Source organism: Pseudogulbenkiania sp. MAI-1 (assembly GCF_000527175.1).
Classification (GTDB): domain Bacteria; phylum Pseudomonadota; class Gammaproteobacteria; order Burkholderiales; family Chromobacteriaceae; genus Pseudogulbenkiania.
Map to the genome: position 1 here is coordinate 610,142 of NZ_AZUR01000001.1, position 24,462 is coordinate 634,603.

At 64.3% G+C, this 24,462-nt stretch carries 25 protein-coding genes; 18 read left to right on the top strand and 7 right to left on the bottom strand.

The genetic code is table 11. The features are described 5' to 3' along the window. Positions 1-16 precede the first annotated feature (16 nt). The 9 genes from PSEMAI1_RS0102825 (at position 17) to PSEMAI1_RS0102865 (ending at position 8,273) form a co-directional block, all read left to right on the top strand. Positions 17-2,218 (top strand): bifunctional (p)ppGpp synthetase/guanosine-3',5'-bis(diphosphate) 3'-pyrophosphohydrolase, encoded by a 2,202-nt coding sequence (locus PSEMAI1_RS0102825; RefSeq protein ID WP_024301400.1) that lies wholly within the window; start codon positions 17-19, stop codon positions 2,216-2,218. A 352-nt stretch (positions 2,219-2,570) separates the two neighbouring features. Next, positions 2,571-2,999 carry a 50S ribosomal protein L13 gene (gene rplM, locus PSEMAI1_RS0102830; protein ID WP_008953419.1) on the top strand — a complete coding sequence of 143 codons (429 nt, stop codon included), beginning with the start codon at positions 2,571-2,573 and terminating at the stop codon, positions 2,997-2,999. A 14-nt stretch (positions 3,000-3,013) separates the two neighbouring features. Continuing rightward, positions 3,014-3,406, top strand: coding sequence for a 30S ribosomal protein S9 (gene rpsI, locus PSEMAI1_RS0102835; RefSeq protein WP_024301401.1), 393 nt, complete (start codon positions 3,014-3,016; stop codon positions 3,404-3,406). A gap of 125 nt (positions 3,407-3,531) precedes the next feature. Further along, a complete protein-coding gene (gene argC / locus PSEMAI1_RS0102840; protein ID WP_024301402.1) occupies positions 3,532-4,575 on the top strand; it encodes an N-acetyl-gamma-glutamyl-phosphate reductase in 1,044 nt (347 codons plus the stop codon). Between the two features lie 211 nt (positions 4,576-4,786). Then, on the top strand, positions 4,787-5,137 hold the full coding sequence (gene erpA, locus PSEMAI1_RS0102845) for an iron-sulfur cluster insertion protein ErpA (protein WP_024301403.1): 351 nt from the start codon (positions 4,787-4,789) through the stop codon (positions 5,135-5,137). Between the two features lie 57 nt (positions 5,138-5,194). After that, a complete protein-coding gene (locus tag PSEMAI1_RS0102850; RefSeq protein ID WP_024301404.1) occupies positions 5,195-6,061 on the top strand; it encodes a CheR family methyltransferase in 867 nt (288 codons plus the stop codon). Positions 6,062-6,143: 82 nt separating this feature from the next. Further along, positions 6,144-7,403, top strand: a complete 1,260-nt coding sequence (locus PSEMAI1_RS0102855) for a D-amino acid dehydrogenase (protein WP_024301405.1) — start codon at positions 6,144-6,146, stop codon at positions 7,401-7,403. A 79-nt stretch (positions 7,404-7,482) separates the two neighbouring features. Next, entirely contained in the window at positions 7,483-7,860 is a 378-nt protein-coding gene (locus tag PSEMAI1_RS0102860) for a group II truncated hemoglobin (RefSeq protein WP_232219819.1), read from the top strand. A gap of 185 nt (positions 7,861-8,045) precedes the next feature. After that, a complete protein-coding gene (locus tag PSEMAI1_RS0102865) occupies positions 8,046-8,273 on the top strand; it encodes a hypothetical protein (RefSeq protein WP_232219820.1) in 228 nt (75 codons plus the stop codon). Between the two features lie 55 nt (positions 8,274-8,328). Here PSEMAI1_RS0102865 and folB read toward each other — a convergent pair whose 3' ends face one another. Then, positions 8,329-8,688 (bottom strand): dihydroneopterin aldolase, encoded by a 360-nt coding sequence (gene folB / locus PSEMAI1_RS0102870; protein WP_008953411.1) that lies wholly within the window; start codon positions 8,686-8,688, stop codon positions 8,329-8,331. A 71-nt stretch (positions 8,689-8,759) separates the two neighbouring features. Between folB and plsY the strand changes: the two genes are divergently transcribed. Continuing rightward, positions 8,760-9,404 carry a glycerol-3-phosphate 1-O-acyltransferase PlsY gene (gene plsY / locus PSEMAI1_RS0102875; RefSeq protein ID WP_024301408.1) on the top strand — a complete coding sequence of 215 codons (645 nt, stop codon included), beginning with the start codon at positions 8,760-8,762 and terminating at the stop codon, positions 9,402-9,404. Positions 9,405-9,461: 57 nt separating this feature from the next. On the opposite strand, the gene PSEMAI1_RS0102880 is transcribed toward plsY, so the two are convergent. Continuing rightward, positions 9,462-10,421, bottom strand: coding sequence for a histone deacetylase family protein (locus tag PSEMAI1_RS0102880; protein WP_024301409.1), 960 nt, complete (start codon positions 10,419-10,421; stop codon positions 9,462-9,464). 74 nt (positions 10,422-10,495) lie between these two features. On the opposite strand from PSEMAI1_RS0102880, the gene PSEMAI1_RS0102885 reads away from it, so the two are divergent. Genes PSEMAI1_RS0102885 through PSEMAI1_RS0102895 form a run of 3 tightly spaced genes read left to right on the top strand, consistent with a single transcriptional unit; the run spans position 10,496 to position 14,290 of the window. After that, the gene (locus PSEMAI1_RS0102885; RefSeq protein ID WP_024301410.1) at positions 10,496-11,410 is read left to right on the top strand and encodes a MoxR family ATPase; all 915 of its coding nucleotides are present in this window, start codon (positions 10,496-10,498) and stop codon (positions 11,408-11,410) included. Further along, a complete protein-coding gene (locus PSEMAI1_RS0102890) occupies positions 11,397-12,344 on the top strand; it encodes a DUF58 domain-containing protein (protein ID WP_024301411.1) in 948 nt (315 codons plus the stop codon). Before PSEMAI1_RS0102885 ends, PSEMAI1_RS0102890 begins: the two co-directional genes overlap by 14 nt. Further along, complete coding sequence (locus tag PSEMAI1_RS0102895; RefSeq protein ID WP_024301412.1) at positions 12,341-14,290, top strand: DUF3488 and transglutaminase-like domain-containing protein; 1,950 nt, start codon at positions 12,341-12,343, stop codon at positions 14,288-14,290. Before PSEMAI1_RS0102890 ends, PSEMAI1_RS0102895 begins: the two co-directional genes overlap by 4 nt. Positions 14,291-14,342: 52 nt before the next feature. Here PSEMAI1_RS0102895 and rpoS read toward each other — a convergent pair whose 3' ends face one another. The 5 genes from rpoS to nadA form a co-directional block, all read right to left on the bottom strand. Continuing rightward, complete coding sequence (gene rpoS, locus PSEMAI1_RS0102900; RefSeq protein WP_024301413.1) at positions 14,343-15,293, bottom strand: RNA polymerase sigma factor RpoS; 951 nt, start codon at positions 15,291-15,293, stop codon at positions 14,343-14,345. Positions 15,294-15,334: 41 nt separating this feature from the next. Next, entirely contained in the window at positions 15,335-16,408 is a 1,074-nt protein-coding gene (locus PSEMAI1_RS0102905) for a peptidoglycan DD-metalloendopeptidase family protein (protein ID WP_024301414.1), read from the bottom strand. 74 nt (positions 16,409-16,482) lie between these two features. Continuing rightward, the gene (locus PSEMAI1_RS0102910) at positions 16,483-17,151 is read right to left on the bottom strand and encodes a protein-L-isoaspartate(D-aspartate) O-methyltransferase (RefSeq protein ID WP_024301415.1); all 669 of its coding nucleotides are present in this window, start codon (positions 17,149-17,151) and stop codon (positions 16,483-16,485) included. Next, the gene (surE, locus tag PSEMAI1_RS0102915) at positions 17,136-17,879 is read right to left on the bottom strand and encodes a 5'/3'-nucleotidase SurE (protein ID WP_024301416.1); all 744 of its coding nucleotides are present in this window, start codon (positions 17,877-17,879) and stop codon (positions 17,136-17,138) included. Before surE ends, PSEMAI1_RS0102910 begins: the two co-directional genes overlap by 16 nt. A 111-nt stretch (positions 17,880-17,990) precedes the next feature. Further along, positions 17,991-18,908 (bottom strand): quinolinate synthase NadA, encoded by a 918-nt coding sequence (nadA, locus tag PSEMAI1_RS0102920; protein ID WP_024301417.1) that lies wholly within the window; start codon positions 18,906-18,908, stop codon positions 17,991-17,993. A 197-nt stretch (positions 18,909-19,105) separates the two neighbouring features. Here nadA and PSEMAI1_RS0102925 point away from each other — a divergent pair, with 197 nt between their 5' ends. The 5 genes from PSEMAI1_RS0102925 (at position 19,106) to trmD (ending at position 24,462) form a co-directional block, all read left to right on the top strand. Then, the gene (locus PSEMAI1_RS0102925) at positions 19,106-20,116 is read left to right on the top strand and encodes a cation diffusion facilitator family transporter (protein WP_024301418.1); all 1,011 of its coding nucleotides are present in this window, start codon (positions 19,106-19,108) and stop codon (positions 20,114-20,116) included. Beyond that, positions 20,113-22,794 carry a bifunctional acetate--CoA ligase family protein/GNAT family N-acetyltransferase gene (locus tag PSEMAI1_RS0102930; RefSeq protein WP_024301419.1) on the top strand — a complete coding sequence of 894 codons (2,682 nt, stop codon included), beginning with the start codon at positions 20,113-20,115 and terminating at the stop codon, positions 22,792-22,794. The genes PSEMAI1_RS0102925 and PSEMAI1_RS0102930 overlap by 4 nt, the downstream gene beginning before the upstream one ends. 105 nt (positions 22,795-22,899) lie before the next feature. Beyond that, positions 22,900-23,148 carry a 30S ribosomal protein S16 gene (gene rpsP / locus PSEMAI1_RS0102935; protein WP_024301420.1) on the top strand — a complete coding sequence of 83 codons (249 nt, stop codon included), beginning with the start codon at positions 22,900-22,902 and terminating at the stop codon, positions 23,146-23,148. 37 nt (positions 23,149-23,185) lie between these two features. Continuing rightward, positions 23,186-23,692, top strand: coding sequence for a ribosome maturation factor RimM (rimM, locus tag PSEMAI1_RS0102940; protein ID WP_051460190.1), 507 nt, complete (start codon positions 23,186-23,188; stop codon positions 23,690-23,692). Then, complete coding sequence (gene trmD, locus PSEMAI1_RS0102945; protein WP_024301422.1) at positions 23,692-24,462, top strand: tRNA (guanosine(37)-N1)-methyltransferase TrmD; 771 nt, start codon at positions 23,692-23,694, stop codon at positions 24,460-24,462. The genes rimM and trmD overlap by 1 nt, the downstream gene beginning before the upstream one ends.

Genomic DNA, 24,462 nt, shown 5'->3' on the forward strand with positions numbered 1-24,462 from the left:
ACGAGAATAGAGAATCATGGTTTCCGTAGTCCGTTCCGTAGCCGATACCCTGGCCGGCGCCGCCGATCCGCAGCGCTGGCTCGAACACCTGTCCGCCTCGCAAAACGATGCCGACCGGGTGACCCTCTCCCGCGCCTTCACCGCCGCGCGCGAACTGTACGCGGACAAGCGCCTGGCGCAGACCGGCGAGGACGTGTTCAGCCACGCCGTGTCGGCCGCTGCCATCGTCGCCGATCTCGACCTGCTCACCGACGCCGTGGTCGCCACGCTGCTGTTCGCCGTGCCGGATTACCGCGAAGACTGGCACGACTGGCTCGCGAGCGCATTCAACCCCACCGTGGCGATGCTGGTGGACGGCGTCAACCGCGTGCGCCGGCTCACCGAGATCGCCCGCATCGACAAGCTCGACACCCCGGAAGAGCGTGCGCGTCAGGCCGAAACCATGCGCAAGATGCTGCTCGCCATGGTGGCCGACATCCGCGTGGTGCTGATCAAGCTCGCTTGGCGCACCCAGACCATGCACTACCTGACCGAATGTCCGGAACCGGTGCGCCGTGCCATCGCGCAGGAAACCATGGACGTCTTCGCGCCGCTGGCCAACCGCCTCGGGGTATGGCAGATCAAGTGGGAGCTGGAAGACCTCGGCTTCCGACACCTCGAACCGGACAACTACAAGAAGATCGCCAAGCTGCTCGACGAGCGCCGTCTCGAGCGCATCGACTACATTGCGCGCGTGCTCGATACGCTGCGCGGCGAGCTGCGCAGCGCCGGCATCAACGGCGAGGTGGCCGGACGGCCCAAGCACATCTATTCCATCTGGAAGAAGATGCGCAAGAAGAACCTCGACTTCTCCGAGCTGTACGACATCCGCGCGGTGCGGGTGCTGGTCGACTCGGTGAAGGACTGCTACACCGTGCTCGGCCTGATCCACAGCATGTGGCAGCCGGTGCCGGGCGAGTTCGACGACTACATCTCGCACCCCAAGTCCAACGACTATCGCAGCCTGCACACCGCCGTGATCGGCCCGGAAGACCGCGTCATCGAAGTGCAGATCCGCACCTTCGACATGCATGAGCACGCCGAATTCGGCGTGGCGGCGCACTGGCGCTACAAGGAAGGCGGCAAAGGTGACGCCGCCTACGAGGAAAAGATCTCCTGGCTGCGGCAACTGCTGGACTGGCGCGAGGAGGTGTCCGACCGCTCCGGTCTGACCGACGCCTTCAAGACCGAGTTGTTCGCCGACACCATCTACGTGCTCACCCCCAACGGCCGGGTGCTGGCGCTGCCCAGCGGCGCCACCGCCATCGACTTCGCCTACGCCATCCACACCGATCTCGGCCACCGCTGCCGCGGCGCCAAGGTGGAAGGGCAGATTGTGCCGCTTTCCACGCCCCTGCAGAATGGCCAGCGCGTCGAGATCCTCGCCGCCAAGGAAGGGGGGCCCAGCGTCAACTGGCTGCACGAAGGCTGGGTCAAGAGCCACCGCGCCATCTCCAAGATCCGCCAGCACATCCGGATGCAGAACGCCGACGCGGTGCGCGAGAGCGGACGCCAGCTGTTCGAGAAGGAGCTGGCGCGCCACCCCAACCTGCAGCCCAATCTGGGCAGCCTGGCGGAAAAGCTCGGCTTCGCCCGCATGGACGACCTCTACGGCGCGCTCGGCCACGGCGAGCTGTCCCTCCGCTCCCTGGCGCAGGCGATCGAAAGCTTCGCCCCGCCGCCGCCGCCGGACCTCGCGCCGGAAGACGTGGTCAAGCGCAGCAAGGGCGGCCACAACGCCGGCGGCATCCTGATCGAGGGCATCGACAACCTGATGACGCAGCTGGCGCGCTGCTGCAAGCCGGCGCCGCCGGACGCGGTGGTCGGCTTCGTCACCAAGGGGCGCGGCATCTCCATCCACCGCGCCAACTGCCTGACGCTCAAGCGGCTATCGGCCGACGCGCCCGAGCGGCTGATCGCCGCCGACTGGGGGGAGCAGAAGGCCAGCGTGTTCCCGATCGACATCGAAGTGATCGCGCACGATCGCAATGGCTTGCTGCGCGATATTTCCGACGTGCTGTCGCGGGAAAAGCTCAATGTCATCGCCGTGAACACGCTGTCCAAGGATCTGAAGGCCAGGATGCGTTTCACCGTCGAAGTGAGGCAAGTAAACGACATCAATCGGGTTTTGTCGCATGTGCTTGATCTGCAAGGGATTCTCGAGGCGAGGCGGGTGTGATTCAAGCGTCTGTTGTAAATTTATACTGCGCTGCACAAAAAATACTTGCGTAATCGATAACACCTGTCGATAATCGGTACTGCATCAGGACGTTACATGCAATGTGTGCGTTTTGGTGTTGTCTCCTCCATCCTCCTTCTTAGGTGGAACTTGGCGCAATCTAGACGGTTGCGCTTTTTTTTGCCTTTCGCCCAAGTCTGGGGTAGGGCTTTCCCTGCGTTTTGCGACGCCGTTACCACACTTTTCCGAGTGCGCCCCGCCAGGGCTTTTCTGTTGCCGCCCAAGGGTTTGACAGCCCCCGGGCACTGTAATAGAATCCGGAACTTTCAAGAATTTACGATGGAAGAGCTCCATGAAGACCTTTTCTGCCAAGCCGCATGAAGTAAAGCGCGAGTGGTACGTGGTCGATGCCTCGGACAAGGTGCTGGGTCGCCTCGCGGCCGAAGTTGCCCGCCGTCTGCGTGGCAAGCACAAACCGGAATTCACCCCGCATGTTGACACCGGCGACTACATCGTTGTCGTCAATGTCGACAAGCTGCGCGTTACCGGTGCCAAGGCACTCGACAAGAAATACTACCGTCACACCGGCTATCCGGGCGGTATCAAAGAGCGTTCCTTCACCGAACTGCAAAACCAGTTCCCGGAACGTGTTCTGGAAAAAGCCGTCAAGGGTATGCTGCCGAAGGGTCCGCTGGGTTACGCCATGATCAAGAAGCTCAAGGTATACGCCGGCAGCGAACATCCGCACACTGCTCAGCAGCCGAAAGTGCTGGAATTCTGATTTAGAGGCAAAAGATGAACGGTAAATATTACTACGGTACCGGCCGTCGCAAGAGCTCGGTAGCGCGCGTATTCATGCAAAAGGGTTCCGGCCAGATCGTCGTCAACGGCAAGCCGGTCGACGAATACTTCGCCCGTGAAACCGGCCGCATGGTGATCCGCCAGCCGCTGGCTCTGACCGAGCACCTCGAGTCCTTCGACATCAAGGTGAACGTGGTTGGTGGCGGCGAAACCGGCCAAGCCGGCGCCATCCGTCACGGCATCACCCGTGCCCTGATCGACTTCAGCGCCGAGCTGAAGCCCGCTCTGTCCAACGCCGGCTTCGTTACCCGCGACGCCCGTGAAGTCGAGCGTAAGAAAGTCGGTCTGCGCAAAGCACGCCGCGCCAAGCAGTTCTCCAAGCGTTAATCCGCTTTTGGACTGGATCGAAAAAAGCCACCTTTGGGTGGCTTTTTTGTTTTGTTGCGTTGTCGGGTGACTGTACTTAGACTGTCGGTTTTGCGACATTGTTTTACAGTTACAAGGAGTTGGGCATGATCAAGGTGGGTATTGTCGGCGGCACCGGGTACACCGGGGTCGAACTGCTGCGTCTCTTGGCCGGGCACCCGGGGGCACGGGTGACGGCGGTGACCTCGCGCAAGGAAGCCGGCATGCCGGTGGCCGAGATGTTCCCCAGCCTGCGTGGTCGCGTCGACGTCGCCTTCTCCACGCCTGAAGAGGCCAAGCTCACCGAGTGTGACGTGGTGTTCTTCGCCACCCCGCACGGCGTGGCCATGGCCCAGGCGCGCGAACTGCTGGAGGCCGGCGTCAAGGTGATCGACCTCGCCGCCGACTTCCGCCTGAAGGATCCCGCCGTGTTCCAGCAATGGTATGCCATGGAACATACCTGCACCGACCTGCTGGCCGAAGCCGTCTACGGCCTGCCCGAAGTGAACCGTGAGGCCATCAAGCAGGCGCGCCTGATCGGCATGGCCGGCTGCTATCCGACTTCGGTCCAGCTCGGCCTGCTGCCGCTGCTGGAAGGCGGCAAGCAGCTGGTCGACGTCGACACCCTGATCGCCGACTGCAAGTCGGGCGTGTCCGGTGCCGGGCGCAAGGCCGAAGTCGGCACGCTGCTGGCCGAAGCCGGCGACAACTTCAAGGCCTACGCCGTGAAGGGGCACCGCCACTCGCCCGAGATCATGCAGGGGCTGTCGGCGATCCACGGCGCGCCGGTCAAGCTGACCTTCGTGCCGCACCTGACGCCGATGATCCGCGGTATCCACTCCACCATCTACGCGCGCATCCGCCCCGAGGCGCTCGACACCGACTTCCAGGCGCTGTTCGAGGCACGCTTCGCCGGCGAGCCGTTCGTCGACGTGCTGCCGGCCGGCAGCCACCCCGAGACCCGCTCGGTGCGCGGCTCCAACACCGCGCGCATCGCCCTGCATCGCCCGGGCAACGGTGATCTCTTGATCGTGCTGGTGGTCGAGGACAACCTGGTCAAGGGCGCTTCCGGGCAGGCGGTGCAGGTGATGAACCTGATGTTCGGTCAGCCGGAAAACGCCGGTCTCGACATCGTACCGCTGCTGCCGTAACAGGGCCGAAGCCATCGGCAGCGTGTCCGGATTCCGCTGTCCGATGCCCGCCGCGCTAGGTGGCGGCGGGCTGCCAGCGCTTGGTTCGGGGTGTCCACCGTGGTTTCTGCGCCAGTCCGGCTATTGAAAGCTGGTCAGCCGGCCTAATATCCGACTAAAATAGTAGGATGAAAGCCGTGCTGACGGCATTTGTTTGTTTTGTGAGGTAAAAATGACTGCTACGACCGAAATGCCGAGCCCGATCGTGTTCACCGACAGCGCCTGCGCCAAAGTGCGCGACCTGGTGGCGGAAGAAGGCAATCCGGACCTGAAACTGCGCGTCTTCGTGACCGGCGGCGGCTGTTCCGGTTTCCAGTACGGCTTCACTTTCGATGAAATCGTCAACGAGGACGACACCTCCATCGAGCGCGACGGCGTGACCTTCCTGGTCGACCCGATGAGCTACCAGTACCTGGTCGGCGCCGAGATCGACTACCAGGAAAGCCTGGAAGGCTCGCAGTTCGTGATCCGCAACCCGAACGCGCAAACCACCTGCGGTTGTGGTTCGTCCTTCTCGGTGTAAGCAATCCACGTTAAGATAAGACCCGGGCTTCTGCCCGGGTTTTTTTATGTGGATTTCATGATCAAGCTGCCATCGATTGTCCTGCCCAAGGTCGAGTACACGCGTGAGTTCGCCTTCAGCGACGCGGATTTCGAACGCATCCGCAAGCTGATCTACCGCGAGGCGGGCATCGCGCTGAACCCGTCCAAGAAGGACATGGTGTACGGCAGACTGGTGCGGCGCATCCGCGAGCTCAAGCTCGCGAGCTTTGCCGCCTACCTCGATCAGCTGGAGTCGGCCGCCGGGCTGCGCGAGTTCGAGCAGTTCGTCAATGCGCTGACCACCAATCTGACCTTCTTCTTCCGCGAGGAACACCATTTCCCCATCCTCTCCGAGCACCTGAAGAAGAAGGCGCAGCAGGGCGGTGAGATCGCCATCTGGTGCGCCGCCGCCTCGACCGGCGAGGAGCCGTACTCGATCGCGATGACCGCACAGGAGAGCGTGCCGGGGGCGCGGGTGACGATCGCCGCCACCGACCTCGACACCACGGTGCTGGAGACCGGGCGCCAGGGCATCTATCCCGCCGACAAGATCTCGCGTCTGCCGGCCGGCCATGCCACACGCTTCTTCGACAAGCTGGCGGACGGCAGTTACCAGGCCAAGGCCTCGCTGCGCAGCATGATCAGCTTTTCGCGCCTGAACCTGATCGACAACAACTGGCCACTGCGCAAGCAGTTCGATGCCATCTTCTGCCGCAACGTGATGATCTACTTCGATCGCGAGACCCAGCTGGCCGTGCTGAAGAAGTTCGCTCCGCTGCTGAAGCCGGACGGCCTGTTGTTCGTCGGCCATTCCGAGAACTTCTACTTCGCCGCCGACCTGTTCAAGCTGCGCGGCAAGACCGTGTACGAACTGGCCACGCACGGCGCCGGTCGGCCGGCTTGAACGCATTCCCGGCTGGCGTTACCCTGATCCATTGCGCAGCGGGTTCGCAGGCCCGCTGTTTCATCGCGAACGGAGTAGCTCAATGAAGGTGGTGGTGTTGGGCGCGGGCATTATCGGCGTCTCGACGGCCTGGTTCCTGGCCCGTGACGGGCACGACGTGATGGTGCTGGAGCGTAGCGCCGGGGTGGCGCGCGAGACCAGTTTCGCCAACGGCGGTCAGATCTCGGTGAGTCATTCCGAGCCGTGGGCACAGCCGTCCACCCCCTGGAAAGTGTTCAAGTGGCTGCTGAAGGAAGACGCCCCGCTGCTGTACCGGCCGCGGCTGGATAGCGCGCAATGGGCCTTCGCGCTGCGTTTCCTGCGCGAATGCCTGCCGGAGCGGGCACACCGTAACATGCTGCGCATGCTGGCGCTCGGCCGCTTCAGCCGGGAAACCTTCGCGCTGATCCGCCAGGAGACCGGCGTCGCCTTCGATCATCTGGAACGCGGCATCGTGACCCTGTTCCAGTCGCAACAGGAACTCGAGCGCGCCTTGCGCGCGGCGGAGACCATGCGCGCCTTCGGCGTCGAGAAGAGGGAAGTCTCGCGGGCCGAACTGGTGCGCATCGAACCGGCGCTGGCCGGCTACGCCGACCGGATTGCCGGGGCGACCTATTGCGACAGCGACCAGTCCGGCGACATTTACAAGTTCACCTGCGGCCTCGCGGAGGCTGCCGCCGAGCTGGGCGTCGAATTCCGTTTTTCCACCCGCATCAATGCCCTGTTGACCGAAGGCGGCGACATCGCCGGCGTGTCGGTGACCCGCCCGGACGGCCTGTTCGAGACGGTGACGGCCGATGCCTACGTGCTGGCGCTGGGCAGTTACAGCACGCCGATCGCCCGCACCGCCGGCCTGCGCCTGCCGATCTACCCCGCCAAGGGGTATTCGGTCACGCTACGCGTGTGCAATCCGGAAGCGGCGCCGACGGTGGCGCTCACCGAGGAAAGCTATAAGGTGTTCATGTCGCGACTGGGGGACCGGCTGCGCGTGGCCGGCACGGCCGAACTCGCCGGCTACTCGTCGACCCTCAACCCGGTGCGCTGTGGCCTGCTGGTGGAGCGCGCGCGCGCGCTGTTCCCCGACGCCTGCGACTGGGAGGGCGATGCGCAGTACTGGACCGGCCTGCGTCCCGCCTCGCCGGGCAACGTGCCGCTGATCGGGCGCACCCGCTACCCGCGTCTCTACCTCAACACCGGCCACGGCACGCTGGGCTGGACCGAAGGGCCGGGCTCGGGGCGGGCGCTGGCCGACATCATCGGCGGACGCCGTCCGCCGCTGGATTTCCCTTTTACCGGCAGCTGATCCGGTGTGGGCCTTGCTTGCGGCACAAGCGCGGCCGACCCTGTGGCTGCCCAACTGGCAGGATAGAACGATGCAGGACATGACTCCTTTCCAACTGATGGGCGGTGCCGGCGTGGTGCGCTGGCTGACCGACCGCTTCTACGACATCATGGACAGCGATCCGGCGGTCAAGGAGCTCCGGGACATGCACCCGGCGGACCTGACCGAGTCGCGCGACAAGCTGTACATGTTCCTTTCCGGCTGGCTCGGCGGCCCGTCGCTGTACATCGAGAAGTACGGCCATCCGCGCCTGCGCGCCCGGCACATGCCGTTCCCGGTCGACAGTACCGCCCGCGATCAATGGATGTCCTGCATGAGCCGGGCGGTTTCCGAGCTGATGGTCGAGGAGAGCCTGAAGGAGAAGCTGCTGGAGGCGTTTTTCAATACCGCCGACTTCATGCGCAATCAGCAAGAATAAACGGATAATTGAAAATGAAATAACTACTTGAATGGGTCGGGAGATGATCCATGCTGATATGAGTGGGGGCTTCCCATCGACTTTTCTGGACGATGGCCATGGAACGCTCGTGGTGCTGGATCGCTTCGTTGTGTTGCTGCTGCGCGGTTGCGCCAGCGTTGGCGAATTGTTCCCGCACGGCCTGGATGTGCGCGAGCCCCGCCTCGGCCTACGCCGGAAAGAACGAAAACTGGGGTGCCCCCCAGCAGACGCTGGTGCTGCAATACGGATCGTTTGCGCTGGAGAAGGTCGAAACCCCCGGGGTGCTCGACCGTTTCGATCTGCGGCCAAGCTGGCGGCTTAGCGACGATGCCCGCCTGTCGCTCAAGGTCAACAAGCACCAGACCGAGCTGCGCCTGAAGTGGCAGTGGTAATTTCCGTTTTCAATGGCAAACGGCCCGCGCAGGCGGGCCGTGGTGTTTTCTGGACTCAGTGCGGGCGATGGCCGCGTTCTATCATCACCCCGACCTGCTTCACCCCCGGCAGGATGCCGAGCTTGGTGACCGACACCTTGACCCATGGTGCCCCGAAGTCCTCGCGGATCACTTTGGCGATGTATTCGGCCAACGCTTCGATCAGCAGGAAATGCTGTTCCGCCAGCGCCTTGCGCAGGCGCTCGACGACGACGCCGTAATGAATGGTGTCGCCGATATCGTCGCTATGGCAGGGCACCTCGCTCGGAATGCCGATTTCCAGGTCGATTTCGATGACTTGCGGGGCTTGCCGCTCCCATTCGTAGACGCCGATGACGGTGTCGGCGCGCACCTCGCGCAAGAAGATGATGTCCATTGGAGCGCGGCAGTTGGGGATTGCCGCCTGATACCGTAAAATTCGAAGTCTTGCATTTTAGTGGATATACGATGACCACGACAGCTTTTGCTTTTCTGGTGGCGGCCTACCTGATCGGTTCGTTGTCTTTCGCCGTGATCGTCAGCCGCCTGATGGGCATGGCCGATCCGCGCTCCTACGGTTCCGGCAATCCCGGCGCCACCAATGTGCTGCGCAGCGGCAAGAAACTGGCCGCCGCGCTGACGCTGCTGGGCGACGGCGTCAAGGGCTGGGTGGCGGTGGCGCTGGTGCAGTGGCTCGGTCCCCGCTACGGTCTGGGCGAGCAGGCGGTGGGCATGGCGGCCATCGCCGTGCTGGTCGGCCACATGTGGCCGGTATTCTTCGGCTTCAAGGGCGGCAAAGGGGTGGCCACCGCCGTCGGCGTGCTGTTCGGCTTAAACCTGTGGCTGGCGCTGGCCGCCGTGGCGACTTGGCTGTTCATGGCCGTCGTGGTGAAGATCTCCTCGCTGTCGGCGCTGACCGCCGCAGTGCTGGCGCCGGTCTACGCCTTTTTCATCGTCGGGCCGAACAGCGTGTACTTCGGCACCTCCATCATCATCGCCATCCTGGTGGTGCATCGCCACAAGTCCAACCTGATCAAGCTGCTGACCGGGCAGGAGGGCAAGATCGGCGACAAGGCCGACGGCTCGGCCCGCAACGGTACTGGGGGGCAGTAAGGCCGTGACATGAAAAAGCCGACTTCTGGTCGGCTTTCTTTGGGTTGGCCGAAGAGGTTACCCCTCCGATAGCACCCGCAGGTGCGCCGCCACGCTGCGCGCCAGCGCCGACAGGTCGTAGCCGCCTTCCAGCACCGACACGATGCGGCCTTCGGCGTATTGCGCGGCAAGCTCTACCAACTTCCGCGTCACCCATTCGTAATCCGCCTCCACCAGCCCCAGCGAGCCCATGTCGTCCTCGCGGTGCGCATCGAAGCCGGCCGAGATGAACAGCATCTGCGGCTGGAACTGACGCAGCTCCGGAAGCCAGACGTTCTCCACCGCTTCGCGGAATTCACGGCCGCCGCTGCCGGCCTTGAGTGGGACGTTGTGCATGTTGGGGCCGAGCGGCTGGTCGCCGCAGTAGGGGTAGAACGGGTGCTGGAACGTGGACACCATCATCACTCGCGGGTCGTCGCGGAAGATCTGTTCGGTGCCGTTGCCGTGGTGGACGTCGAAGTCGATGATGGCAACCCGCTCCAGCTTGTAGTATGACAAAGCATGCGCCACGCCGACCGCGAGGTTGTTGAAGAAGCAGAAACCCATTGAGCGGTCGCTTTCCGCATGGTGGCCGGGCGGGCGTATGGCACAGAAGGCATTGGGGGCCTTGCCCTCGCACAGCAGGTCCACCGCCTTGACCACGGCACCGGCGGCACGGCGCGCGGCGGGCAACGTTCCCGGCGACATGGCGGTGTCCGGATCGATGCGGAAGGTGCCGACCGACGGTGCGCACGATTCGATGTATTCGACATAGCGCGGTGGGTGGATGCGGGCCAGCTGCTGGTCGGTGACGAGCGGTGCCTCGACCTCCTGCAGAAAGTCGAACAGCTGCGAGGCCATCAACTGGTCGCGGATGGCGGTCAGCCGTTCCGGGCATTCCGGGTGGCCGACCCCCATATTGTGCAGCAGGCAGTCGGAATGGGTGATATAGGCGGTCAGTCCGTTATGGGGCAGGCGGTTTTTCAGCCAGTTGAACACGAGCGTTTCCTTGTTGCGTAGAATGGGACGCAATCTATGACTTTTCGATAAATAGTGCGCGGAACCACCCGGAAATGCAATCTCTCGCCTTTGCTTATCGTCAACTGAATACGCTGGTGCTCGGCAAGAACGATGCGATCAAGCTGGCGCTGGCCTGCCTGATCGCCCGAGGCCACCTGCTGATCGAGGACGTACCCGGTGTCGGCAAGACCACGCTGGCCCATGGCCTGGCACGTGTGCTGGGCCTCGAGTATCGGCGTGTGCAGTTTACCAGCGACCTGCTGCCGGCCGACATCGTCGGCGTGAATATTTTCGAGCGCGAGGCCGGCTCGTTCCGCTTTCACCGTGGACCGGTGTTCGCCCAGGTGCTCTTGGCCGACGAGATCAACCGCGCCTCGCCCAAGGTGCAGTCGGCGCTGCTGGAGGCCATGGAGGAACAGCAGGTGTCGGTGGACGGCGAGACACACGTGCTGCCGCAGCCGTTTTTCGTCATCGCCACCCAGAATCCGCTCGAGCAGGTCGGTACTTTCCCGTTGCCCGAGTCACAGATGGACCGTTTCCTGATGCGCATCGGGCTCGGTTATCCGCCGCCGCAGGCGGAACGGGCGCTGTTGCTGGGCGAGGAGCGGCGCCGGGTGATGGAGGAGCTGGTGCCGGCCTTGTCGCCGGAAACGTTGCTGCAGTTGCAGACCCAGGCGGGCCGCCTGACGGTCAGCCCGGCGCTGGCCGATTATGTGCTGGCCCTGCTTCAGGCGACCCGGCAGGAGCGGCGCTTCGCCCAGGGGCTGAGCCCGCGCGCCGGGCTGGCCCTGGTGGCGGCGGCTCGGGCCTGGGCCTTGCTGGAAGGGCGCGACCATGTGTTGCCGGACGACATCAAGGCGGTGTTCCCGGCGGTGGCTGGCCACCGCCTGAGCGCGGCCGTGCCGGGGGGAGGGCTGGTGCCGGGCGACGAGCTGGCTGCGTTGGTGGCGCGCGTTGCGATTCCGTAGCCGCCTGCGAACCTGGCTGATCCGCCGCCTGCCGTTGTCGGCGCAATGGACCTTGCGCCATCAGCGTGTCTACCTGCTGCCTACCTCCTTCGGCTGGATGTTGCTGGGTGTGGCGCTGGCGATCTGGGTCGGCGCCCTCAATTACGCCGTGAGCCTGGCGTATGCCTTGTCGTTCTGGGTCATCGGCCTGTTGCTGGTGTCGGTGCTGATGGCGTATCGGCAATTGGCCGGCCTGACCCTGCAGGCCGGTACGGCCGAACCGGTGTTTGCCGGAGAAATCGCCCGCTTCTCGGTGCGGCTCGACAACCCCTCCGCTTGGGCGCGTACCCTGCAAGGTCATTTGGTGGGCAGCACCGATCGCGCGGTCAGCGTTGTTCTGCCGGCCCGATCCAGCGTCTGGCTCTCCCTGCCTCTGGTCACCGACAAGCGCGGCCTGCTGGCCATGCCGGCGCTCGCGCTCGGCAGCGATGTCCCCTTCGGTCTGGTCAGGGCCTTTGCCTACGTCCGCTTGCGCGAGCAGGTCCTGGTTTATCCGGCGCCCCGGCGCGATGCAGTAAGCCATGGGCAGGGCGCGCACCGGGAGGGAGGGGCCTTGTCCGCGGCGGGCGAGGACGAATTCTCCCATCTCGCCGCCTATCGGGACGGCGATACGCCACGCCAGATTGCCTGGAAAGTCCTGGCGCGGCGCGATGTCCTGGCGAGCAAGCGCTTTACCGGCATGGCCGCCGCCGGCTGCCGGGTGTTGGATTGGTACGACTATCCGCCCGCCGAGGGCACCGAGCCCCGGCTTTCCTGGTTGGCCTGGCGCGTGTTGGAGTGCGAGCGCGAGCACCAGTGTTATCGGCTGCGTCTGCCGGGAGTCGAGGTCGGACCGCAGCCGCACCAACGCGAACAAGCGCTAGCGGCACTGGCCCGGTTCGGAGCGCCGTCATGATGGGGAACGACGTTCTGCGGCGCGCGCTGCCGGTGCTGGTTGCGCTGGCGATTACGGCCGCACCGCTGGCCCTTTACCTGCCGGGCTGGGTGGCCGCCTTATCTGGCGCCATGCTGCTGGCGCGCGGTGTGTTGTTGTGGCAGCACCGCCAGCTGCCGCCGCGCTGGCTGGTGGCGCTGGCCCTGGCGGTGCCGCTGGTGTTGTTGTGGCTCAGCCTGCGCACCCTGGTCGGACGCGAGGGCGGCAGTGCCCTGCTGCTGTTGCTGGTGGGCTTCAAGACATTCGAGACCTTCGGCCTGCGCGACTGGCGGGTCTTGCTGGGGCTGGGTTTTTTCCTTGCGGCGACGCCCTTGCTGTTCGACCAGTCGCCCGGTGCGGCGGCCTGGCTGGTGCTGAGCCTGTTCTGCCTGACCTGGGCGATGGCGGCGCTGCATGGCAAGCAGCCTTTGCTTGCCAGCTTACGGACCACGCTGCTGGCCCTGCTGCTTTCCTTGCCCCTGATGCTGGTGCTGTTCGTCGTGATGCCCCGCCTGCCAGGGCCGTTGTGGAGCATGCCGGCCGCCGGCGCGAGTGCGAGCAGCGGGCTGTCCGACGACATGGCGCCGGGCAGCATCAGCCAGCTGATCCCGAGCAACGAGCCGGTCTTCACCGCCGTCTTTGCCGGAACACCTCCGGCGCAACGCGATTTCTACTGGCGTGTCATGCTGTTCGATCGCTTCGACGGCCGGCGCTGGTTCAATGCCGGGGCGATTGCCGAGCCCGGTGGGAAGGTGATGGGTGGTGTGCCCGTCGGCTACACGCTGACGGTGGTGCCGGATAAGGGAAGAGTGCCGGTGCTCGATTTGCCGGGCAGCGTCGCCGAAGGCCTGCGCGAGCGGGCAGGCATGGTCTGGCAGCAGCAGCGGGTCAGCGATGTCCGCATCCGTTATCGGGCGGCCAGCCACGCCGGTGCGCTGCTGGCGGAGCCATTGGATGAGGTTCACCAGGCGTTTTACCGCTATTTGCCGGCGGGCAATGAGCGGACGCGGGCACTGGCGGCCGGCATCCGCGCCCGCAGCCGCGACGACGAGGCCTACATCCGGGCCGTGCTCGAGCATTTCCGGCTGGAAAGCTTCCGTTACACCTTGTCGCCGCCACCGTTGAGCGGGGCTGTCGTCGACCAGTTCCTGTTCGAGACGCGACAGGGGTTCTGCGAGCATTACGCCTCGGCCCTGGCCTTTCTTGCCCGTGCCGCCGGCATTCCCAGCCGTGTGATCGTGGGATATCAGGGGGGCGAATACAATCCGGCCGGGGGATTCTGGCAGATTCGTTCCTCCGATGCCCATGCCTGGGTCGAGGTCTGGCTGGCTTCGCGGCAGGCCTGGTGGCGGATCGATCCGACGGCGGCGGTATCGCCTGATCGCATCGAGCGGGGAGTCGACCAGGTCGTTCCGGGCGTGCGCGCCACGGTGCCGATGCTGGGTGGGCGCCCCCCCGAATGGATGCTGGCCTTGCGCCAATACTGGCAGGCGGCCAACTTCAACTGGCAGCAGTGGGTGGTGGGCTACGATGCAGGCCGTCAGCGCCTGCTGTTCCGCTCGCTCGGGCTGGGGCAGGAGGTCGATGTTCCTGCCGTGTTGAAAGGTCTGCTGGTGGGGGCGGTATTCATGGTCATGCCGTTCTGGTGGTGGTGGCGCCGCCAGCCGCAGCGAGAGCCGTTGCAGGTGGGGTGGTCGCTGCTGGGACGGCGTTTGCGCAGGGTTGGGGTGGCGGTCACGCCGGCCGATACGCCGGCCGAGGTCTTGCACCGGGCCGCCGGCCTGGCCGAGGCCGACCGGGCGCAGTTGATGGCCCTGCTGGATGCTTACGCCGGCCTGCGCTACCGGACGACGGCTGAAGTCTCTCCCAGAGCGGCGCGGCGCTGGCTGCGCGAGGTGCGGCGTTTTCGGCCGGCTTCGGTGCGCTGAACGACAAAACCCCGGCAAGCCGGGGTCGAGCATGGCGGTGGGGCAGGAGTTATTACAGCAACAGGTCCTTGCCTATGCCTTTGCGGCGCAGGATGCGGCGCAATTGTTCCAGGCCCTCGATCTGGATCTGGCGCACCCGCTCCCGGGTCAGGTTGAGGGTACTGGCCAGTTCTTCCAGCGTGCAGATTTCATGGCCATTCAGGCCATAGCGGCGCTCGATCACCATGCGCTGCTTGTCGTTGAGCTGGGCCATCCACTCGTGGACGAAGTTTTCCAGCTGGGCATTGTGCAACTGGATTTCCGGTTCGTCGTGCTGCTCGTCCGGGATCGATTCACCGATCGACAGCATCGGGTCGATGTCCAGCGGGGCATCCAGCGAGGCCATGCGCTCGTTCAGGTTCATCACCCGGCGCACATCTTCGACCGGCTTGTCGACCAGATGGGCGATTTCTTCGACCGAGGGCTCGCGCCCGATCTGGCTTTCCAGGTGGCGCGAAGCGCGCAGGTAGACGTTGAGTTCCTTGATGACATGGACCGGCAGGCGGATGGTGCGCGACTGGTTCATGATGGCGCGCTCGATGCTCTGGCGTATCCACCAGGTGGCATAGGTGGAGAAGCGGAAGCCGCGCTCGGGGTCGAACTTTTCCAGCGCATGCATCAGCCCGATGTTGCCCTCTTCGATCAGGTCGAGCAGGGCCAGGCCCCGGTTGATGTAGCGTTTGGCGATGTTCACGACCAAGCGCAGGTTGTGCTCGATCATCTTCTGGCGCGCTTCGAAATCGCCTTGTACTACTTGCCGCGCCAGGGCCTGCTCTTCCTGTGGGCTGAGCAGGGCGTTGTTACCGATATCGTTCAGGTAGATCTGGGTGACGTCGGCAATATCGTCATAGCTGGATGGGGTTTCTTGAACTTCGTCACCGTCGGTTTCCGCCGCGGTTTCCTCGTTGGCCTCTTCCTCCGCCGTAATATCGTCGTCGTCGAGAATATCCAGGTCGTTGCTCATTTCTACCCCCTTCGCTGTTATCCGACGGGGACGCGTCCCCGTCAGGATGTGCTGTCAAGATATTGCAACGGGTCAACCGGTTTGCCGAAGCGGCGGATCTCAAAGTGCAGTTTCACTTGGTCCGCGTCCGTATTTCCCATTTCGGCAATGGGCTGACCTTTCTTTACTGCCTGTCCTTCCTTGACCAGTAGCTGGCTGTTGTGAGCGTAAGCCGAGAGGAATGTCTTGTTGTGTTTGATGATGATCAGCTTGCCATAACCCCGTAGGCCATTTCCACTATATACCACCTTGCCGTCGGAGGCGGCCAGGACCGGCTGGCCCATGCGCCCGCCGATATCCACCCCCTTGTTGCTGTCCGAGTAACCGCGCAGCACCTTGCCCTTCACCGGCCAGGCCCAGGCGATGTCGCCTTCGCCTGCCTTGCCTGGCGCCTCTACCGGAGCGCTGGCTTCCGGCTTGGCCGTCCCCTGCGGCTCGACCTTGGGTTCGACCTTGGGTGTGGTCGGCGCCACCGCAGGGGCCGCCGGTTTGGCCGCCGCCGGGGCGCTGCTGCCTTCGCTCTGTGCCGCCAGCGTCTTGGCCGCCGTCTCCGAATAAGGCAGCTTCAAGGCCTTGGGATAGGCCTTGAGCGCCGCTTGTCCATTGGCGGCAGGCGCCGTTGCGGCTGGCGTCGCCGTTGCCGCCGGTTTGGCCGCCGTGCCGTTTGCCGGGGCTTCTGGCTCGGCGTCCGGCGGAGTCAGCCGCAGCACCTGCCCGACCTTGATTTGGTAGTCGGGCAGCTTGTTCCAGGCGGCGACGTCCTGATACTTCAAGCCGTTATTCAGCGAAATGCGAAACAGGTTCTCTCCCGGCTGCACGATATGCGTCTTGGCAGCGTTCCCCGTTGCGGCTTTGATGCTGGTGCCCTGCCGGTACGGCGTGGCGACGGCCCCGTTGCCGTTTGCGACTGGGGCGGTGACGGCAGGAGCGGACGTGGCCGCCGCGCTGTTCGTCGTCGTCGCGGCCCCGCTTTCCACCGGGGCCGCCTCTTGGACCAGAGTGCTGCAGCCGGATAGCAGGGTGGCGGTCAGCAAGGTGATCAGGGTGGGGACTTTTCGGTCGAGCTGGATGCGCATGCTGGTGATGTTATATGTCAGTAGGTTAATGGTTGTAAATTGTCCGCTGGCGATGTTGTGGCGTTTTTGGCCTGTCAGCCGCGGCCAGGCAGCAGGGGGACGAATTTTACCGGGTCAAGCTTGGTTTTCTGCAGGCCCTGCGCCGTTTTCTCGATCAGCCAGAGGAATTGCTCGCCGTCCCCCATGGGCATGACCAGTTTTCCCCCTTCGGCCAACTGGCCGACCAAGGCTTCGGGTAGGCTTTTTGCCGCGGCGGTCATGATGATGCCGTCGAACGGGGCGGCTTCCGGCAGGCCGAAGTGGCCGTCGCCGTGCACCAGCCGGGCATGGACCAGCCGTGCGGCACGCAGGTGTTGTCTAGCTTTGTCCAATAACGGCGCCAACCGTTCAATCGAAAAAACCTGGGCGCCGGTTTTCAGCAGTACGGCCGTCTGATAGCCGCAGCCGGTGCCGATTTCCAGTATCTTGCCGGGAGAGCGGCCGGCGATCAGCAACTCGGTCATCCGGGCCACCGTCAACGGCTGCGAAATGGTCTGGGCGTGGCCGATCGGCAGCGACACGTCGTCGTAGGCGCGGGTCGCCAGCGCCTGGTCGACGAATAGATGGCGCGGGACCTCGTACATGGCCGCCAATACCCGTTCGTCGCAGATGCCGGCCTGACGCAGGCGGTCGACCATGCGCATGCGCGTCCGGTCGGACAGCATGCCGTAATTCTGACGCTCCGGTGTCAGCTGTGAAGCCATGTCTTGATTCCGTCCAGTTGGCCGTAGGCGGTCAGATCGAGCATCAACGGTGTGACCGAGGCTTGGTTGTTGGCAAGTGCCCAGAAGTCGGTTCCTTCACGTGCATCCTGTGCCGGACCGACCGGACCGACCCAGTATACGGTATCGCCGCGCGGATTTTGCGCCTTGATGACCGGTTCGGCATAGTGGCGCCGCCCCAGTCGTGTGACTGTCATGCCTTTGAGCTGGTCGAGCGGGATGTCGGGGACGTTGACGTTAAGCAACACCGGGGTGTGGAAGGGCTCCCGCAGCAGGCGTTCCATCAGCCGGTCGACGACGGCGGCCGCGGTGGCGAAATGTGCACCGCTCTTGCCCGCCAGCGACACCGCAACGGAAGGGATGCCCAGCAGGAAGCCCTCGGTGGCCGCCGCCACGGTGCCGGAATAGATGGTGTCGTCGCCCATGTTCGGGCCGTGGTTGATGCCGGAGAACACCATGTCGGGGCGGAAGTCGAGCAAGCCGGTGACGGCCACGTGCACACAGTCGGTGGGGGTGCCGTTGACGTGGAAGAAACCGTTGGCTGCCTTGCGCACGTTGAGCGGGCGGTCGAGGGTCAGCGAGTTGCTGGCGCCGCTGCGGTCGCGCTCGGGGGCCACGACCACCACCTCGCCGTGTCGGGAAAGGGTTTCAGCCAGGGTGGCGATGCCGGGGGCAAAGTAACCGTCGTCGTTGCTGATGAGAAACTTCATGCCGTTTTCCTGAGGGGTCGTGCTGATTGTATCGCTGCCGGGAGTCCGATGAAAACCTTCCTGTCATCGGCGCGGGCGAACAAAAAACCCGCCGGGCGGCGGGTTTCGGGGTCAGGCGTAGTAGCGCTGGCTGAACTCCAGCATGCGCTCGATCGGCACCCGAGCGGCGTCCATTTGTTCCGCGCTGAGGTAGTCGATGCGCGTGCCACCGCCTTGCTGGGCGCGCTTGACCGCCTCGATGGTGTTCATCTTCATGTAGGGACAGGAGTTGCACTGGCAACCGGCATAGATGGGCGCCTGGCGCAGGTCCAGGTCGGGGCGGGCCTGGCTCATGTTGTACAGAATGCCATCTTCGGTGGCGACGAAGATCACGGAGTCCGGGCTGCCCTGGTACTGCTTGACCCAGTTGAGCATGCCCGAGGTCGAGCCGACGTAGTCGGCGCGCTTGAGCACCGGCAAGGGGCTCTCCGGGTGGGCGATCAGATGCGCCTCGCCGGTCACGGCACTCAGCGCCTCGTTGAGGGCCGCCTCGTTGAACTTGTCGTGCACTTCACACACGGCCGACCACAGCGGCATGTCGTAGCCGTACTGGTAGTTGAGGTAGGCGCCCATGTTGCGGTCGGGCGAGAAGATGACTTTCTTACCTTGCTCATAGAGATGCGCGATAATGTCATCGACGTTGCGGCTGGTGACGATCCAGTCCGACAGCGCCTTGTGTTCGGCGCTGGAGTTGATGTACGACACGTGGACGTAGTCGGCGTGCTCTTCGCGCCAGGCCTTCAGCGCCGCGACATCGGTCTGGGTGACCAGCGAACAGGTGGAGCCGGCGTCCGGCAGGATGACTTCGGCCCGCGGGTTCAGGATTTTGGCCGTTTCCGCCATGAAGCGGACGCCGGCGAACACGATGATGTCCGCTTCGGCCTCGCGGGCGTAGAGCGACAGTTCGAGGCTGTCCCCTACCTTGTCCGCCATCTGCTGAATTTCCGGCTGGGTGTAGTAGTGTGCGAGTGTGACGACGCGTTTCGTCATGATGACCTTGGCTCCGTCCGCGCTGGGGAATCTTCGGCACCTTCCTTTGACGCGGCACAATGAAGATTTGTATCTAAAGTGTGAAGATTAACAACATTGAGGCCGGCTTGCCAGCCGCCGTATGCGCTTGATGCTAATGGCAAGCCCGGCTGTGGCGTTCGGACGTCGATGCCGGAAGCTGCCCCGCAGGAGAATGCATGTCCCTGAATTTTCATCTGCATGACGACCATGGCGTGGTCGATCACGCTCATGATGACGATCATTCGGCCAACCATCACCATGTCCATCGGCATGGCCTGGACCCGAACGAGGCGCGCCATGCCAGCAGCCGAGCCCTGCGTCTCGCGGTCATGCTCACCCTCGGCTTTGCCGTGGTCGAAGCGCTCGGCGGCTGGTGGTCCGGTTCGCTGGCGCTGCTGTCGGACGCCGGCCACATGCTGACCGACTCGAGCTCGCTGCTCTTGGCGCTGCTGACGGCGCATCTCGCCCGGCAGCCGGCCGATGCCCGGCATTCGTTCGGTCATGGTCGGGCGGAAGTGATCGCGGCCTTCATCAACAGCCTGTTCATGTTCGGCGTCATCATCTTCATCGCCGTCGAGGCGGTGGGGCGGCTGCTGAATCCGCAGCCGGTCAATGGCGGCGGCGTGATGCTGATCGCCACGGCGGGGCTGGCCGTCAACGTGCTGGCGGCCTGGATCTTGAGCCGTGGCGCCCATACGCTCAACAGCCGGGCCGCCTTGCTGCACGTGATGGGCGACATGCTGGGCTCGGTGGCGGCGATCGCCTCCGGCGCCATCATCCGGTTTACCGGTTGGACGCCGGCCGACCCTATCCTGTCGGTGGCGGTGGCCGCCTTGATCCTGGCGTCGACCTGGCGCCTGTTGCGGCAGTCCTTGCTGGTGTTGATGGAAGGGGTGCCCGAGCATTTGGACTACAACGCGATCGGCCAGGCGTTGGCGACGATTCACGGCGTCGGTTCGGTGCATGACTTGCACGTGTGGTACATGTCGTCGGAGCGCATCGCCCTGTCGGCGCATCTGGGCATCGCTACGCCGCAGGACTGGCCGCAGGTGCTGGCCGCCGCGCAGCGCATGCTGTCGCACCGTTTCCATATCGATCACGTCACTTTGCAAGCCGAGTGGTCGCCGTCGCCCCCTGCTGTGCGCCAGGTACCGGTTCAGATCAGAACATCGGATGAGTTGCCATGAAACCGCACTATCTCACCCCCCTGTTTTCCCCGCGCTCGGTCGCCGTGGTCGGCGCCAGCGATACCCCAGGTTCGATCGGCCAGGCGGTGTTCGCCAGCCTCCTGGCCGGCAATTTCCAGGGGCAGCTGCACCCGGTCAACCTCAACCACAAGGTGGTCGGGGGCATGCGCGCGGTGCCGTCGGTCCGGCTGATCGAGGGCGAGGTCGAGCTGGCCGTGGTGACCACGGCGGTGAGGACCTTGCCGGCCATCCTCCGGGATTGCGGCAAGAAAGGGGTGAAGGCGGTGCTGCTGGCCAAGGAGTTCGCCGACAGCGAGCAGCTCGAGCGCGAGATCCTCAAGGAGTCGCTGTCGATCGCCCGGCATTTCGGCATTCGCGTGCTCGGCCCCAACGTGCTCGGCCTGATGCGGCCGGTGGCTGGCTTCAACGCCTCCAATTACTCCAGCAAGGTTCGTCCCGGCAACCTGGCGCTGGTGTCGCAGTCCAGCGCGCTGTGCACCGCGATGCTCGACTGGGCCGACAGCAAGGGTATCGGCTTTTCCAGCGTGATCTCGGTGGGCGAGGGGCTGGACGTGGATTTCGGCGAGATTCTCGATTACCTGGTGGCGGATACCTTCACCCAGGGAATCCTGCTGCACGTCCATCACATCCACGATGCGCGCCGCTTCATGAGCGCGCTGCGTGCCGCCGCCCGCACCAAGCCGGTGGTGGTGATCAAGTCCGGCCGCTACGAGGACGACGTGACCGGCCTGACCCATTCCAGCAATCTGGTCCAGAGCGCCGACGTGTTCGACGCGGTGCTGTCGCGCGCCGGCGTGCTGCGGGTGGGGTCGATCTCTCAGCTGTTCACCGCCGCCAAGGTACTGGCTGCCAGTTTCCGCGTGCAGGGGCGGCGGCTGGCCATCGTCACCAACGGTATCGGTCCGGGGGTGCTGGCGGCGGACAGCGCGTATCTCAACGGCGTGGAACTGGCGAAGCTGTCGGAGCCGACCCTGGCCTTGCTCGACGACGTGCTGCCGCGCAACTGGTCGCACGGCAACCCTGTCGACATCATCGGTGACGCCAGCCCGGTGCGTTTCCGCACGGCGGTCAAGGCCTGCCTCGACGATGCCAACGTGGACGGCGTGCTGGTGATCTTCACCCCGCAGGCCGGCACCGACCATCTGACCACCGCGCAGCTGATGGTGGGGCTGCAGCGCGAGTCGACCAAGCCCATCCTGCTGTCCTGGCTGGGGGACGCCAAGGTGTCGGAGAGCCGCGAGCTGTTCAGCAAGGCTAAGTGCGCCCATTTCCGCGCCCCGGAATACGCCGTCGAGGTGTTCCGTAACCTGGCGGCCTACCATCACAACCAGCGGCTGTTGATGCAGACGCCGGGCCCGTTGGAGGGCACGTGGGTGTCGCCCGACGTGGCGCGGGCGCGCTCGCTGATCAACGCGGCGCTGGCCGAGGGGAGGATGATCCTGTCCGAGCGCGAGTCGAAAGAGGTGTTGTCGGCCTTCAATATCCCTGTCAACCGCACCCGGCTGGCGCGCGACCCCGACGAGGCGGTGAGGCTGGCCGAAGAAACCGGCTACCCGGTGGTGCTGAAGATCGATTCGCCGGACATCATTTACAAGTCCGACGTCGGTGGCGTCGAGCTCAATATCGGCAGTGCGGCGGCGCTGCGCCAGGTGTTTGCCGACATCGTCGAGCGCTGCCGTCAGGCGCGCCCCGACGCCACCATCGCCGGTGTCTCGGTGCAGCCGATGCGCAGCCGGCGTTTTGCCCGCGAGGTCATGGTGGGGGTGACGCACGACAACGCGTTCGGTCCGGTGATCACCTTCGGTGCCGGCGGCATCGCGGTCGAGGTCATGAACGACAGGGCACTCGCCCTGCCGCCGCTCAACCATTACCTGGTCGAGAGCCTGATCGGCAAGACGCGTATCGGACAGATTCTCGGTCCGTTCAAGAACCTGCCGGCAGCCGACATCGACCAGTTGAAGGAGGTGCTGCTGCGGGTGTCGGAGATGGTGTGCGAGCTGCCGGAAATCCGCGAGATGGATATCAATCCGCTGCTGGCCGACGAGCAGGGGGTAGTCGCGCTGGACGCGCGCATCATCGTGCAGGCGGCCAGGACGGACGGCAAGCCGTATCGCCACATGGCCATCATGCCGTACCCCTCGCACATGGTGGTGTGTTCCCGGCTCAAGGATCAGACCCAGGTGACCATCCGCCCGGTGCGCCCGGAGGACGCGCAGATGCAGCAGGAGTTCGTGCGCAATCTGTCGGAAGAAAGCCGCTACAACCGCTATATGTCGAGCATCAAGCAACTGTCGCAGAGCATGCTGGTGCGCTTCACCCAGCTCGACTACGACCGCGAGATGGCGCTGGCCATGACCCGCGAGACCCCGCAGGGCGAGGAGCAGCTCGCCGTGGCGCGTTACGTCACCGACCCGGACAACGAGAGCTGCGAGTTCGCCCTGGAGGTGGCCGACCAGTGGCAAGGCAAGGGGATCGGCTTCATCCTGATGAGCGCCTTGTTCGACGCGGCGCGTGATCAGGGGCTGAAAGTGATGCGCGGAGAGGTGCTCTCCGGCAACAAGGGCATGCTCAAGCTGATGCACAAACTGGGCTTCGCCAGCGAGTACCACCTGGAGGATCGGGCGCTGATGCTGGTGACCAAGGTGTTGCAAGCTTGACCGGCCGCGATGGACGGCCGGAATAAGCGCTTGCAAGATAAGGGAAAACTGCCCTAAAATCGTGGGCTTTTCTACGATACCGTTTTTATTCAAGGACAATCGACAATGGTAGTGATTCGTCTGGCCCGCGGCGGCTCCAAGAACCGTCCGTTCTACAACATCGTGGTGACCGACTCCCGCAACCGTCGTGACGGTCGCTTCATCGAGCGCCTGGGCTTCTACAACCCGGTTGCCAACGAGAAAGAAGAGCGCGTCCGCCTCGCCGCCGATCGCCTGAACCACTGGGTTGGCGTTGGCGCTCAGCTGACCGATGCCGTTGCCAAGCTGGTCAAAGAGCAAAAAGTAGCTGCCTGATTGCAGGCCGCCACGCTATACGCAGGGTTAGAGGCGCATGCGCAACGATGATCTCGTCTTGATGGGGTATGTGCGCGGCGCCTTCGGTGTTCGTGGCTGGGTGAAAATCCACGCCGACACCGAGTTTGCCGACAGCCTGTTCGAGTACCCGGTCTGGTGGCTGGGGCGGGACGGGCAGTGGTCGTCCTATCGTTTCGAGGAGGGCGCCGTTCAGCCCAAGGCCCTGGTGGCCAAGCTGGCAGGCGTCGACAGCCGCGAGGCGGCCGAAGCCATGCGCGGCATGCAGATCGCCATCCCGCGCAGCGAGTTCCCGGACACCGCCGAGGACGAGTACTACTGGTCCGACCTGATCGGCCTGGATGTCGTGAACAAGGACGGGCAGCGTTTCGGTCAGGTGGCCGAATTGATGGAAACCGGCGCCAACGAGGTGCTGGTGGTCCGGGAAGGCAAGCGCGAGTGGCTCATCCCCTTCGTCGGCCAGTTCGTGCTCGACGTCAGCCTAGCTGACAAGCGCATCACGGTAGACTGGAACCTCGACGACTGATGCAGATCGACGCTATCTCGCTGTTCCCCGAGATGTTCGAGGCTGTCTCCCGTTTCGGCGTCAGCCGGCGTGCGCTGGAGCAGGGCATCTGGGGGTTCCAGGCCTGGAATCCGCGGGATTTCACCACGGACAATTACCGTACCGTGGATGACCGCCCCTACGGCGGCGGACCAGGCATGGTGATGCTGATCGAGCCTCTGGAGGCGGCCATTGCGGCGGCGGAAGAACGTCAGCGCCAAGCCGGCGTGGCGCAGAGCCATGTGGTGTACCTGTCGCCGCAGGGAAAGCCTCTGGGCCATGCCAAGGCGGTCGAACTGTCCCGGCGCCCCGGCCTCATTCTGCTGTGCGGGCGCTATGAAGGCATCGACGAGCGTCTGATCGAGCGTCGCGTCGACGAGGAAATCTCCATCGGCGACTACGTGCTGTCCGGTGGCGAGCTGCCGGCCATGGTGCTGATGGATGCCGTCGTCAGGCTGCTGCCGGGAGTGCTCAACGATGCCCAGTCGGCTTACGAGGATTCCTTCGTGAACGGGCTGTTGGATTGCCCGCACTATACCCGACCCGAAGAATATCAAGGCATGCGGGTGCCGGACGTGCTGATGTCCGGTAATCATGCCTTGATCGCAAAATGGCGGTTGAAGCAGGCGCTGGGAAGGACGTGGAAGCGTCGTCCCGACCTGTTGCAAGACCGCCCTTTGACAAAACAGGAGTCTCGGCTGCTGGCAGAGTACCAGCAGGAACAAGACCTCCCGAAAAACCAGGAGCATTGA

Excerpts from the sequence above, each read along its gene's own strand:
- PSEMAI1_RS0102825 (WP_024301400.1), top strand. The coding sequence starts at position 17 with ATGGTTTCCGTAGTCCGTTCCGTAGCCGATACCCTGGCCGGCGCCGCC.
- rplM (WP_008953419.1), top strand. The coding sequence starts at position 2,571 with ATGAAGACCTTTTCTGCCAAGCCGCATGAAGTAAAGCGCGAGTGGTAC.
- rpsI (WP_024301401.1), top strand. The coding sequence starts at position 3,014 with ATGAACGGTAAATATTACTACGGTACCGGCCGTCGCAAGAGCTCGGTA.
- argC (WP_024301402.1), top strand. The coding sequence starts at position 3,532 with ATGATCAAGGTGGGTATTGTCGGCGGCACCGGGTACACCGGGGTCGAA.
- erpA (WP_024301403.1), top strand. The coding sequence starts at position 4,787 with ATGACTGCTACGACCGAAATGCCGAGCCCGATCGTGTTCACCGACAGC.
- PSEMAI1_RS0102850 (WP_024301404.1), top strand. The coding sequence starts at position 5,195 with ATGATCAAGCTGCCATCGATTGTCCTGCCCAAGGTCGAGTACACGCGT.
- PSEMAI1_RS0102855 (WP_024301405.1), top strand. The coding sequence starts at position 6,144 with ATGAAGGTGGTGGTGTTGGGCGCGGGCATTATCGGCGTCTCGACGGCC.
- PSEMAI1_RS0102860 (WP_232219819.1), top strand. The coding sequence starts at position 7,483 with ATGACTCCTTTCCAACTGATGGGCGGTGCCGGCGTGGTGCGCTGGCTG.
- PSEMAI1_RS0102865 (WP_232219820.1), top strand. The coding sequence starts at position 8,046 with ATGTGCGCGAGCCCCGCCTCGGCCTACGCCGGAAAGAACGAAAACTGG.
- folB (WP_008953411.1), bottom strand. The coding sequence starts at position 8,688 with ATGGACATCATCTTCTTGCGCGAGGTGCGCGCCGACACCGTCATCGGC.
- plsY (WP_024301408.1), top strand. The coding sequence starts at position 8,760 with ATGACCACGACAGCTTTTGCTTTTCTGGTGGCGGCCTACCTGATCGGT.
- PSEMAI1_RS0102885 (WP_024301410.1), top strand. The coding sequence starts at position 10,496 with ATGCAATCTCTCGCCTTTGCTTATCGTCAACTGAATACGCTGGTGCTC.
- PSEMAI1_RS0102895 (WP_024301412.1), top strand. The coding sequence starts at position 12,341 with ATGATGGGGAACGACGTTCTGCGGCGCGCGCTGCCGGTGCTGGTTGCG.
- rpoS (WP_024301413.1), bottom strand. The coding sequence starts at position 15,293 with ATGAGCAACGACCTGGATATTCTCGACGACGACGATATTACGGCGGAG.
- PSEMAI1_RS0102905 (WP_024301414.1), bottom strand. The coding sequence starts at position 16,408 with ATGCGCATCCAGCTCGACCGAAAAGTCCCCACCCTGATCACCTTGCTG.
- PSEMAI1_RS0102910 (WP_024301415.1), bottom strand. The coding sequence starts at position 17,151 with ATGGCTTCACAGCTGACACCGGAGCGTCAGAATTACGGCATGCTGTCC.
- surE (WP_024301416.1), bottom strand. The coding sequence starts at position 17,879 with ATGAAGTTTCTCATCAGCAACGACGACGGTTACTTTGCCCCCGGCATC.
- nadA (WP_024301417.1), bottom strand. The coding sequence starts at position 18,908 with ATGACGAAACGCGTCGTCACACTCGCACACTACTACACCCAGCCGGAA.
- PSEMAI1_RS0102925 (WP_024301418.1), top strand. The coding sequence starts at position 19,106 with ATGTCCCTGAATTTTCATCTGCATGACGACCATGGCGTGGTCGATCAC.
- PSEMAI1_RS0102930 (WP_024301419.1), top strand. The coding sequence starts at position 20,113 with ATGAAACCGCACTATCTCACCCCCCTGTTTTCCCCGCGCTCGGTCGCC.
- rpsP (WP_024301420.1), top strand. The coding sequence starts at position 22,900 with ATGGTAGTGATTCGTCTGGCCCGCGGCGGCTCCAAGAACCGTCCGTTC.
- rimM (WP_051460190.1), top strand. The coding sequence starts at position 23,186 with ATGCGCAACGATGATCTCGTCTTGATGGGGTATGTGCGCGGCGCCTTC.
- trmD (WP_024301422.1), top strand. The coding sequence starts at position 23,692 with ATGCAGATCGACGCTATCTCGCTGTTCCCCGAGATGTTCGAGGCTGTC.